Origin of the sequence: Rhodococcus sp. 27YEA15, from assembly GCF_049739425.1 — a bacterium.
Taxonomy (GTDB): domain Bacteria; phylum Actinomycetota; class Actinomycetes; order Mycobacteriales; family Mycobacteriaceae; genus Rhodococcus_F.
In genome coordinates this window covers 3,194,703-3,204,900 of the sequence record NZ_JBMHHW010000001.1, presented here as the reverse complement: position 1 = coordinate 3,204,900, position 10,198 = coordinate 3,194,703, and the positions used below count along the sequence as shown (strand labels likewise).

Below are 10,198 nucleotides of genomic sequence, written 5' to 3'. Positions count from 1 at the left end.
CCCCCATTCCCCCCTGCAAAGGACATTTTGCGATGACGCATGCCCAAATCGCCCCAGTAGTTGCCCCATACAGCCTGACCCGTCACAAGTTCAGCCCGCTGTTCGCGGCTCTCCCGATCGCCGTCCTCGGTGACGTGAAGGCCGAACCGACCCCGATCCACGACGCCCTGTCGACTGCCCTGGACGTGGATTGGCCAACGGAAGGCGACACCGATCAGAGCGACCTCGACGCGATCACCATCGAGAACGGCGTGATCCGGTTCGCCGACGAGACATCCGCTACCCCCGCTGCCGGTCGTGGCGTGATCGTGTCCGCGGTCCTGTCGGCGTTGATCGTTCTGGTCCTCGCCGGTATCTACGCCATTGCCCCGATCGGCGGTGCGGCATGAGCGATCCAGTCAACCATCCGGCGCACTACACCGACCATCCGAGCGGCGTCGAGTGCATCCAGATCACCGAGCACATGGGCTTCAACCTCGGGAACGCAGTCAAGTACATCTGGCGAGCCGACCTGAAAGGTTCTGCGACACAAGACCTCGAGAAGGCGCGCTGGTACATCGATCGCGAACTATCCAAGCGTGCCCCTGCCCCTGCCCCCGCCGAAACCGAGTGGCCGACATGGGATGCGGTGCCGGAAGGTGTGAAGTACACCAGTAATCGGACGCCGTGGTTCTTGTGGGAAAACCATGGGGGCACGCGCTACTACACGAGAGCATCGTCCGCGAACGTGCCAGTGAAGGTCTCGGAGGCTAGCGACCGGGAGATGCAGGGCCGCGCCCCGTTCGTTGCGGTGGCGGCATGAGAAACATGCCCACCGTCGACCGCATTGGCATCGCGATACTGCTCGTCGCCGCACTGATCAACCTACTCGCATGGAATCCACTCATTGCGTTTCTGCTCGCGGTCCTGGCGTTCACCCGTTTCAATGCGCACCTCGCCTGGGCCGAGAACGCCCGTCTCCGTGCGCAACTCACACCCAACCATCCGAGCCACTGGGGCGACCATGACTGACGTATCCACCATCCTCAACACCGCCGCCGACATCCTCGAACAGGATGGCTGGACGCAAGGGAAAGCAGTCGACCGCATTACGGGTTGCCGTTGCGCGATTGGCGCAATCAACGAGGCCGCTGGCCTGACACTCGCAGGCCCGGCCTCGACGGAATCCATCACTGTGTGGCGGGACGCAGTGTTCGCTGTCCGCAGAAAAATCGGGTACAGCAGCGTCCCCGCCTGGAATGACGCCGAGGGCCGCACCGCTATCGAGGTCATTGCAGCCCTCCGTGCAGCGGCAGTGACCGCATGAGTAGAGGTCAACGCCCACGCGTCCCGGAGTTCTTCCCCCTCATGAAATACCGGGCGAGGAAGCGGAACTTTGGGCGCACCCGAATGTTCATCTACGGGGCCGACATGAAACCGATCTGGCCGCAAGTGTTCCGCGTCGATGGCCGCGAAATCCCGCCCACGTCGATCAAGTTCATCTCCCAACATGGCGAGCGCACATTGACGGCGAGCAACCGAACTCCGTACTGGATCTCACCCACTGTCGGCGCACTCGAGGAGCGACCATGATCCCCAAACCCCTACCCGGCATGGGCGACTGGGAGCAGATCGGCCAACGCGAATTCGCGCGAGCCGAACGGGACGGACTCCCCACCATCGAAATCGTCCAGCGGTCCAGCGAGATTTTCCTCGTCACCTACTGGGTGTCGCACTACAAGAACGGAGAACGGCGATGAGTGTCTACATGCTGGCCGCAATCCTGTCTGGCATCGGCCTAATGCTCTGCGCGGTAGAGGTCGCTAGGAACTTTCACGCAGAGAAGACTGGGCATGTCATCTTTTGGCTCGCTTTGGTTTTCGTCAACATCGGGAACATCGTCTACATCGGTGGTGTCGCATGACCTACCCCGACCCCGACCCGCTGGACGACCCCTGCGATCAGTGGGACATCCGCGACACCGACCACTTCGTCGACCAAGCCCTGGACGAGAGGAATGTCCGATGAGTCATAACCCCCGATGCACCTGCGCTGGAACGGTCCTCGGATATCCACAGCACGAGCTGCACTGCCACATCAACGGCGGACCCCGACCCGACAACCGCCGCTACCCGCGCCCCGTCGTCGAAACGCACATCGACGGCCACCACCGACTCCTCGCGTACCGGGACGCCTCGAAAGTGACGCTCCTGATCTCGAGAGCCGACGACGATCGACCAACCGCATCGAGCCGATGGGACGACCTCGCCGCCATCGCCATCCCCACTGAACGACTTCAGGAAATCCTCACATCCATTGGAGTGCACCATGCCTGACTCAAAAGCCGATGTCATCGACGTCGAAGCCACCGAAGATCTCGTCAACCGCGCCGTGATGGTCGCATCCATCGTCAAGGCCGTCATGGCAACGAAATCCGCGAATGCCGTCCAGCTCGACGAAATCCTCCCGAAGGGCGATAAGCGCACCGCGATGTACATCGACGCTGACGGTGTGGAGCAGAAGCTCGGCACCGTGTCGAAGAGCTTTCCGGAGCCGGTCGCCACGATCACAGATCAGGACGCTCTCGAAGCGTATCTGCGCGAAACCCGCGCCGCAGACCTCGACGTGGAGTACAAACTCGACGACCTACCGCAGGTGTACGCCGTGCTGTGCGAGCACGCCCCGGAGCTGCTGACCATCACCGAGGGTGTAATCCCGAAGTGGCTGATCGACACCACGAAAAAAGAGGCGCTAATCCCCGGTCGCACGATCCCCGGTATCACGGTAACTCGCCCTGCGGGCAAGATCTCGGTGCGCCCGAATGCGGCTGCGCAGGCTCTCGCTGACCAGCTGCTCCAGTCATCCCCGCTCCTCGCCATCGAAGCCCCAACCCAGGAGACCCGACCATGACCATAGAGTTCACCCCCGCCACAAAGAAGGCGTCGAAGGCTCGCATCGCACTATGCGGCCCGTCCGGCTCAGGAAAGACGTACACCGGACTCGCTCTCGCCACCGCGCTCTCTGATCGTGTCGCCGTCATCGACACCGAGCGAGGATCCGCATCGAAGTACGTCGGACTCAACGGCTGGGCATTCGACACAGTCGCTCCGAGCAAGTTCTCCCCGCTATCGCTCGTAGAAACACTCGGCGTCGCCGCTGGATCCGGGTACGGCGCAGTGCTCATCGACTCGTTGTCGCACTACTGGATGGGCGCCGACGGAATGCTCGAGCAGGTCGACAAGCGCAGCGGCTCCAACAAATTCACCTCCGGATGGAAGGCCGTCGGCCCCGAGGAAAAACAGATGATCGACGCCCTGCTCACCTACCCGGGCCATGTGATCGCCACGCTCCGCACCAAGACTGAGTATGTCGTCGAGGAGAACGACCGAGGGAAGAAGGAGCCCCGCAAGGTCGGCATGAAGCCGATCCAACGCGACGGCATCGAGTACGAGTTCGACGTCATCGGCGACCTTGACCACGACAATCGTCTGACCATCTCGAAGTCTCGAATCCCGTCCCTGTCGGGGCAGGCCATTGCGCATCCCGGCGTGGAGTTGGCGCGGACCATCTCCGACTGGTTGTCGGAGGGTGTCGAGGTTCCGTCCATCGCAGACTACCGAGCACGCGCCGAAGGTGGCTCCCGTGACGAGTTGCTTGCACTCCTCCGCGAGGTCGAGGCAGCGCAGATGTCGAACGCTCCGACGCTCGACGTCGACGGCCGACCGACCGTTCTCCGCGATTTCATTGTCGCGCTCGGTAAATCGTTGCCCGAGCAGCCTGTTGCAGGGGCAGGTGACGCAGCATGACCGACTTCAACCCCGTCGCTGTCGAGCAGGGCATCCGCGACTGCGCCAACAACATTGCCAAGGGTGTCACGATTTGCGCCAACGCCTACTCCGCCTACCTCGACGCCGACCGCATGTACGACCGCGAGTACGCGCGCGCCTACATGTGCCACTCAGGACCGGCGCACGAGAAGAAGTACGCCGCCGAGATCGCGACGGGTGAGGCCCGAGCGATCCGCGACGAGAAGGACGCCGCCTACCGGTACTCCGACCGTCAGGCGAAAGCCCTCGAATCCGAACTCCGCGCCTGGCAGTCCCTCGGCGCATCCGTCAGATCCGCATACAACGTCGCCGGCCGAGGTGAGGGCGCATGACCTCCACGTACCTACCCCTGCTCAACCTGCTCAACGGCGCACCATGGACCGAGGAAGCCCTCTGCGCCCGTACAGGCGACTATGACGCAGTATTCCCGACACGCCAGCCGAAGCCCTCCGACCCCGTAATCCTCACCTGCGGAGTATGCCCAGTCATCGGACAGTGCGCCGCTGAAGCGGTCATGGCGAGCGAGCCCTACGGGATCCGCGCGGGCGTGTACATCGACTACAGGATGACCCGATCCCAGCGCGCCAGGCTCGTCGCCATCGCAGAAGCCGAAGGCGTGGAGCTCCCAGACAGCGCGAAAGCTACACCACCGCGACCATTGGGCGGCGCTACCGCCATGGCCGCGAAAACCCACTGCACACACGGCCACGAGTTCACGGACGAAAACACCGGGATTCGAGTCAGCCCCGGAGATATGACGGCCCGCTACTGCAAAACCTGCCAGCACGCCTCGAAGCGGAAGTCGAAGGAAGCGAAGGCAAAGGCATGACCGCACCAGTCAAACTTCCGTGGAATCAGGGCCGTGAGGCGACTCGGCGCCGTGGGAGGCTCCGTCAGATTCAAGGCATCCCCGCGCGTGTGCCGACTGCGCGGGTTCAGGCTCACGTCCAAGAGCTTCGCGCGGCTGGCATGTCGGGGATGATGATCGCCAACGCGGCCGGCGTCAGCAAGCAGACGGTGACGTTCATCGAGGATGGAACCTACGAGTGGGTTTTGTTCGATCGCGCGAATGCCATCCTCGGCGTCAGCGTGCACCCGCATCCTGCGCAGGCAAATGTTCTCTCAGCCGGAGCGGTTCGACGGCTACAGGCGCTGCGGGCATTGGGATTCACGGTCCCCGAGTTGGCTGATCGACTCGGCACGAAACGTCAGAACCTCCTCGAATCGTTCCGTCGGCCGACATGCACATACGCGCGCTGGGTCGCGGTGCGTGATCTGTACGACGAGCTGTCATCCACTCCCGTCGGCCAACTGATCGGGTCGCCTCATGCTCGCGCTCGCGCGCTGGCCGCCCGATCAGGTTTCCTGCTCCCGATGGAGTGGGAGGGCTACGACATCGACGACCCGCGAGTGACGCCGCCGCGGACAGCGCTAGGCAAGTCGGCTCGCATGAAGCCGACTGGTCCACTGGATGAGGTTCTGGTGCAACGACTCCTGGAGGGTCGTCATGTGGGCCGCGCTCCGAAGCGAGAGCAGTACGAGGCGGTAATCCTCCTCACTGCGAAGGGCTTGTCTGCGGCTGCGATCGCGACCCGATTGGGGATCAGCGACCGCACCGTCACGAGACTGAGGGCCGCAGCATGAGGATCGGTTCACTGTTCAGTGGCTACGGCGGACTAGATTTGGCTGCGCTGCAATTGTTTCCCGGCTCGTCGGTGGCGTGGCATTGTGAATGGGACGACGCACCGTCGAAGATCCTTGCCCACCACTGGCCGACTGTGCCGAACCTCCGCGACGTCACCGAAGTCGACTGGAACTCGGTCGAGCCGGTCGACATCCTCGCAGGCGGATTCCCCTGCCAGGACGTATCTGCGGCCGGGAAACGCGCGGGGCTGCAGGAAGGCACCAGGTCTGGGTTGTGGGCGCATTTCGCGTATGCGATTCGTCGGCTCCGACCGCGTTACGTGCTGATTGAAAACGTCGCAGGCTTGCTCACTGCCCAAGGCGAGCCGGACAGCGATGAGCTGATCGCGGCGAACCGGGAAGTCGCTCGACTCGAGCGCGCCCTCGAACACATCAACGGTCACAAAGGAAAGGACGCCCACCATGAACGAGGGCGACGAGCTGCGGCCATTCGCGTCACTCGACAGCACAAACGGGCAGTGGATCGACGAAGACGCGCAGACCGATTTGTTCAGCGAGCAATCGCCACCGTTCTCGGGACGCTGGCCGAAATCGGGTATGACGCGCAATGGACGAGCCTACGAGCTTCCGACGTCGGCGCCCCCCACCACCGCGAGCGGGTTTTCATCCTCGTCAGTGCCCCCAACGCCGACAGCGGGGAACGCAACCGGGACGAACGAGCGCAGGGGCGGATCGCGATCGAACGAAAAGCTACTGCCGGGCGTGGTGCTGGATTTCCTCCCGACACCGAAAGCCAACGACTTCCGGGACAACAACAGCCCGAGCGAGGCCAGGCGGAAAGATCCGTCACTGACGGCAGTTTCGGTTTACTTCCCGGAATCAACTGGGGCAACTACGGACCCGCTATTCGACGTTGGGAACGACTGACCCGACCAGCGCCCGCACCAACCAGGCTCAACCGGAGTGGAAAGCCGCAACTCAACGCCGAGTTCGCCGAATGGATGATGGGCCTCCCCGCCGGCCATGTCACCGCGGTCCCCGGAATCTCGCGCGCCCACCAACTCAAGGCCATCGGCAACGGCGTGTGCCCACAGCAGGCGATTACCGCGTACTCGTCACTACTGACTCGAATGGAGGTCGCAGCATGAGCCTACGCAGAAAACCTCTCACCGCCCGCACATCATCAGCACGTAGCCGGGCGAAGAAGACGACACCGCCGCCCCGGAAACGGACCCGTGATACCGGATTCCCTCCAGCAGTTAAAGTCCTCATCCACGCCCGATCCGGTGGCCGCTGTGAGGTTCAGCAGCAGTGCCGTGGGGCGGTGGCGGTGCATATCCATCACCGCCGTCCCCGCGGCTCGGGAGGCTCAACTCTGGCATGGGTTAGTGGCGCCGCGAACGGTGTCGACGTCTGCCTGGCGTGCCATGCGTTCATCGAGTCGGCCCGCGCATATTCCGAGGGTCACGGCTGGCTCGTGTCCATGAATCGTCGGCGCCGATCCGACGAGGTTCCCGTGCTACTCGTCCACGATTCCGAGCCTGTTCTCCTCGCCGACGACGGCACATTTCACCGACCAACCGAGGGGGACTAGTGGCTCGCATCCGGACGATAAAACCGGATTTCTGGACCGATGGGAACATCGTTTCACTGTCCCCCTTCGCTCGACTGCTCTACATCGGCATGTGGAATTTCACGATGTGCGATCACGGTCATGTGGCCGATGATGCGATGAAATTGAAGTTGCAGATACTCCCGATGGACGATGTCGACATCGTGGCGCTGCTGTCGGAGTTGCTCGATTCGGGCCGCGTGAGTCGTGTCGAGGATCTCGACGGGCGGACATATCTGCACGTCACACGGTTCGAGGACCATCAGAAGATCGATCCGAGATGGAAAACTCGATGCCCGGCATGCGCTCACCGAGACTCACTGACACTCGCCGAAACTCACCCGAGTCGCGATGTGGCTCACCCAAACTCACCACAACTCCCCCTAGGAAGGGATGGGAAGGGAAGGGATGGGAAGGGAAAGGATAAAGAGACTGCACCACGCAAGCGTGGCGCCAGGATCTCAAGCGACTGGACCCCGACCGAATCCCTGAACGCGATGATCGCCTCCGAACGTCCGGACATCGACCTCGCCGCAGAGCTCAGAATCTTCCGCGATTACTGGATCGCCCAGCCTGGAGCCAAGGGCGTGAAACTCGACTGGGACGCGACGTGGCGGAACTGGGTCCGGCGGGCACGACCAACCGCGCGCCCCGGGGCGCAACCTGCCGGAGTCTCCCGTCAAGACGCCAAAGTCGCCGGCTACCTCGCATTCGCGAACATCTCTGACCAGAAGGAAATCCTGTGAACGATCACCAGCAGACGGCCGCTCTGGTCCTGGCGAAGTGCGCGGCGAACGATCCCTGGTTCCCGAACGGTGGCGAGTCGATCGTGATGGCGTGGGCGGAGGTGTTCGCGGAGTCCGGGCTCGCTCGTGAGGATCTGCTCGCGGGTGTGGCTCGGGCGTACCGGCTCGCGGACGAGGGTTTCAAGCCGCTGCCCGCGTCGATCGTGAAACACGCTCGCGCCGCGTACTTCGAATCGTTGAAGGCTCTCCCGGAGGCGAAGCGGGAGTTGATGGAGGAGGCGTCTCACATCCTCCAGGAGCTCGGTTTGACGCCTCCGCAGGCTCACACCTATGCGAGGCGGATTGCGCTCGGCAGGCGTCCACTGAGGCCGCTTACGGCGGATCAGGACACGGCGCTGCGGTCACGTCTGGCTGAGCGGCAGGCATTGAAGGCATCCCCGGACCGTAGGCGGTTTCTGACGGCCATTGTCGGCGAGTTCGGGCAATCACCCCACCCCAACCCCGCTAGTGCGCCCACGGGCAGCACAGCGCCGGGAAACAGCACACGAGAACAGGATCAAGCATGAACGTCAAGCCAGTTCTAATTCGCGCATGGGATTCCAAGCGCGCTCCGATAGGGCACTCCATTGCGCCCTTTGCCGGAGGTTTCACACTCCCAGATGACCACCCACTCGCACAGGAACTCCTCGACTTCATGAATAAGCACAAATCCGTCGTCGTCACAGTCCTGACGACCAACGAGGTCGAGTGGCACGTCAAGACGGTCACCCATCGCGCTCTGGAGCGGGCAATCGACGTCGAGTGCAAGCCCCATTCGGAGCATGTCAGGGACTGCCTAGTTTCCGATGACTGGTTCGGTAGTCACCTACCAGGCGGTGAGCCAGCATGAACCACCACCCCGACACCTGCGCCTGCATCACCTGCGACCCCGAATGGTGGGCGGAAATCGTGCGCCACGGACTGTGGAACGAGGCAGCATGAGCGACAAGACCGGCATCGAATGGACTGATGCCACATGGAATCCCATCACCGGATGCACGAAAGTCTCGCCCGGATGCGACAACTGCTACGCCGAGACGTTCAGTGAGCGCTTCCGTGGCACACCTGGACACTACTTCGAGAGCGGGTTCGACCTCCAGCTCCGGCCGGACAAGATCGACCAACCGCTGAAGTGGAAGAAGTCGCGGCGGATCTTCGTGAACTCGATGAGTGACCTGTTCCACGATGACGTGCCGGAGAGTTTCATTCTTGGCGTGTTCGGTGTGATGGCCCAGGCGTCTCAGCACACTTTCCAGATCCTCACGAAACGGCACGCCCGGATGCGATCGCTCCTGACCCGGTGGGCGACCGAAATATCATGGCTCTCCAACCCGCTCCCGAACGTCTGGCTGGGCGTCTCGACTGAGGACCAGAAGTGGGCGGATATCCGCATTCCGGCGCTGCTCGACACTCCGGCTGCGGTCCGGTTCATCAGTGCTGAGCCGCTGCTCGGGCCGATCAACCTTCGCCAGTCGCTCGCCAAGTTCCATCCTGGAGATGGTGAGGAGTGGGCAGGTGACCGGCTGGCTGCGAACCGGATGTTGCATTGGGTGATCGTCGGCGGTGAGTCTGGCCGCAATGCACGGCCGATGCATCCCGAGTGGGCGGCGTCGTTGCGGGATCAGTGCGTCGAGGCTGCCGTGCCGTTCTTGTTCAAACAGTGGGGTGAATGGGATGCGTCATCACAGCGCGTCGGCAAGAAGGCGGCTGGGCGCGAACTCGACGGACGGACCTGGGACGAGTTTCCGGGGGTGCCCGCATGACCGATATCTACGTCATCCTCGAAACCGGCCAGGGCGGAGGAATCCCAGACCACGTCTACGGCCCGTACTGGGGTCGAGACGACGGGGTGGAGGACTTGAAGTCACTACGTGAGTCCGCAGCCATGCTCCGCCGTCGTGACCGCTTCCAGCTCGCACGAGTCGAGGTGGAGGAGTGAGCCGCAGCAGAGCATCCGCGAAAGCCGCCGGGGCACGGTTCGAACGGCTCATTGCCGACGGGCTCGCCGAAGCCCTCGACGATGACCGCATCGACCGTCGCGTGAAGACCGGCGCGAAAGACCGTGGTGACATTGGCGGGGTCCGAATCCACGGACAACGGTTGGTGATCGAATGCAAAGACGTTGCCACGCAATCGCTCCCGCAGTGGACTCGCGAGGCGCAACTCGAAGCAGGCAACGACGACGCCCTAGCCGGCGTTGTCGTTGCCAAGCGGAGGGGCACGACGGACCCGCTCGATCAGTGGGTTCACATGACTGTTCGCGACCTCGTTGCCCTGATCTCGGGCCAGCGCGTAGAGGTGAAATGACGTGACTGTCCTGGTAAAATCGTGGTATCAAATCCTCTCTGTCG

At 62.9% G+C, this 10,198-nt stretch carries 20 protein-coding genes; 19 read left to right on the top strand and 1 reads right to left on the bottom strand.

Annotated features, from left to right (window positions below):
- Positions 1-32 precede the first annotated feature (32 nt).
- The 13 genes from ABH922_RS15185 (at position 33) to ABH922_RS15125 (ending at position 6,598) form a co-directional block, all read left to right on the top strand.
- Positions 33-389, top strand: coding sequence for a hypothetical protein (locus tag ABH922_RS15185; protein ID WP_424807710.1), 357 nt, complete (start codon positions 33-35; stop codon positions 387-389).
- On the top strand, positions 386-802 hold the full coding sequence (locus ABH922_RS15180; RefSeq protein ID WP_424807709.1) for a DUF3310 domain-containing protein: 417 nt from the start codon (positions 386-388) through the stop codon (positions 800-802). Before ABH922_RS15185 ends, ABH922_RS15180 begins: the two co-directional genes overlap by 4 nt.
- Positions 799-1,011, top strand: a complete 213-nt coding sequence (locus tag ABH922_RS15175) for a hypothetical protein (RefSeq protein WP_424807708.1) — start codon at positions 799-801, stop codon at positions 1,009-1,011. The genes ABH922_RS15180 and ABH922_RS15175 overlap by 4 nt, the downstream gene beginning before the upstream one ends.
- Complete coding sequence (locus tag ABH922_RS15170) at positions 1,004-1,306, top strand: DUF6197 family protein (protein ID WP_424807707.1); 303 nt, start codon at positions 1,004-1,006, stop codon at positions 1,304-1,306. Before ABH922_RS15175 ends, ABH922_RS15170 begins: the two co-directional genes overlap by 8 nt.
- Positions 1,303-1,572: a hypothetical protein gene (locus tag ABH922_RS15165; protein WP_424807706.1), complete on the top strand. Its 270-nt coding sequence runs from the start codon at positions 1,303-1,305 to the stop codon at positions 1,570-1,572. The genes ABH922_RS15170 and ABH922_RS15165 overlap by 4 nt, the downstream gene beginning before the upstream one ends.
- Positions 1,569-1,739, top strand: a complete 171-nt coding sequence (locus ABH922_RS15160; RefSeq protein ID WP_424807705.1) for a hypothetical protein — start codon at positions 1,569-1,571, stop codon at positions 1,737-1,739. Before ABH922_RS15165 ends, ABH922_RS15160 begins: the two co-directional genes overlap by 4 nt.
- 264 nt (positions 1,740-2,003) lie before the next feature.
- A complete protein-coding gene (locus tag ABH922_RS15155) occupies positions 2,004-2,315 on the top strand; it encodes a hypothetical protein (protein ID WP_424807704.1) in 312 nt (103 codons plus the stop codon).
- Positions 2,308-2,889, top strand: a complete 582-nt coding sequence (locus ABH922_RS15150) for a hypothetical protein (RefSeq protein WP_424807703.1) — start codon at positions 2,308-2,310, stop codon at positions 2,887-2,889. Before ABH922_RS15155 ends, ABH922_RS15150 begins: the two co-directional genes overlap by 8 nt.
- On the top strand, positions 2,886-3,785 hold the full coding sequence (locus tag ABH922_RS15145) for an ATP-binding protein (RefSeq protein WP_424807702.1): 900 nt from the start codon (positions 2,886-2,888) through the stop codon (positions 3,783-3,785). Before ABH922_RS15150 ends, ABH922_RS15145 begins: the two co-directional genes overlap by 4 nt.
- Complete coding sequence (locus tag ABH922_RS15140; protein ID WP_424807701.1) at positions 3,782-4,138, top strand: hypothetical protein; 357 nt, start codon at positions 3,782-3,784, stop codon at positions 4,136-4,138. Before ABH922_RS15145 ends, ABH922_RS15140 begins: the two co-directional genes overlap by 4 nt.
- On the top strand, positions 4,135-4,635 hold the full coding sequence (locus tag ABH922_RS15135; protein ID WP_424807700.1) for a WhiB family transcriptional regulator: 501 nt from the start codon (positions 4,135-4,137) through the stop codon (positions 4,633-4,635). Before ABH922_RS15140 ends, ABH922_RS15135 begins: the two co-directional genes overlap by 4 nt.
- On the top strand, positions 4,632-5,450 hold the full coding sequence (locus ABH922_RS15130; RefSeq protein ID WP_424807699.1) for a helix-turn-helix domain-containing protein: 819 nt from the start codon (positions 4,632-4,634) through the stop codon (positions 5,448-5,450). Before ABH922_RS15135 ends, ABH922_RS15130 begins: the two co-directional genes overlap by 4 nt.
- A complete protein-coding gene (locus tag ABH922_RS15125) occupies positions 5,447-6,598 on the top strand; it encodes a DNA cytosine methyltransferase (protein ID WP_424807698.1) in 1,152 nt (383 codons plus the stop codon). The genes ABH922_RS15130 and ABH922_RS15125 overlap by 4 nt, the downstream gene beginning before the upstream one ends.
- A gap of 499 nt (positions 6,599-7,097) precedes the next feature.
- Here the strand turns inward: ABH922_RS15125 and ABH922_RS15120 are convergent, their stop codons facing one another.
- The gene (locus ABH922_RS15120; protein WP_424807697.1) at positions 7,098-7,325 is read right to left on the bottom strand and encodes a hypothetical protein; all 228 of its coding nucleotides are present in this window, start codon (positions 7,323-7,325) and stop codon (positions 7,098-7,100) included.
- Positions 7,326-7,559: 234 nt separating this feature from the next.
- Between ABH922_RS15120 and ABH922_RS15115 the strand changes: the two genes are divergently transcribed.
- The 6 genes from ABH922_RS15115 to ABH922_RS15090 all read left to right on the top strand — a co-directional run bounded on the left by ABH922_RS15115 (position 7,560) and on the right by ABH922_RS15090 (position 10,154).
- A complete protein-coding gene (locus tag ABH922_RS15115) occupies positions 7,560-7,808 on the top strand; it encodes a hypothetical protein (protein WP_424807696.1) in 249 nt (82 codons plus the stop codon).
- The gene (locus tag ABH922_RS15110; RefSeq protein WP_424807695.1) at positions 7,805-8,374 is read left to right on the top strand and encodes a hypothetical protein; all 570 of its coding nucleotides are present in this window, start codon (positions 7,805-7,807) and stop codon (positions 8,372-8,374) included. Before ABH922_RS15115 ends, ABH922_RS15110 begins: the two co-directional genes overlap by 4 nt.
- Positions 8,371-8,697, top strand: a complete 327-nt coding sequence (locus ABH922_RS15105) for a hypothetical protein (protein ID WP_424807694.1) — start codon at positions 8,371-8,373, stop codon at positions 8,695-8,697. The genes ABH922_RS15110 and ABH922_RS15105 overlap by 4 nt, the downstream gene beginning before the upstream one ends.
- A gap of 88 nt (positions 8,698-8,785) precedes the next feature.
- Entirely contained in the window at positions 8,786-9,610 is an 825-nt protein-coding gene (locus tag ABH922_RS15100; protein ID WP_424807693.1) for a DUF5131 family protein, read from the top strand.
- The gene (locus ABH922_RS15095; RefSeq protein ID WP_424807692.1) at positions 9,607-9,786 is read left to right on the top strand and encodes a hypothetical protein; all 180 of its coding nucleotides are present in this window, start codon (positions 9,607-9,609) and stop codon (positions 9,784-9,786) included. The genes ABH922_RS15100 and ABH922_RS15095 overlap by 4 nt, the downstream gene beginning before the upstream one ends.
- Positions 9,783-10,154 (top strand): hypothetical protein, encoded by a 372-nt coding sequence (locus ABH922_RS15090; protein ID WP_424807691.1) that lies wholly within the window; start codon positions 9,783-9,785, stop codon positions 10,152-10,154. Before ABH922_RS15095 ends, ABH922_RS15090 begins: the two co-directional genes overlap by 4 nt.
- Positions 10,155-10,198 lie beyond the last annotated feature (44 nt).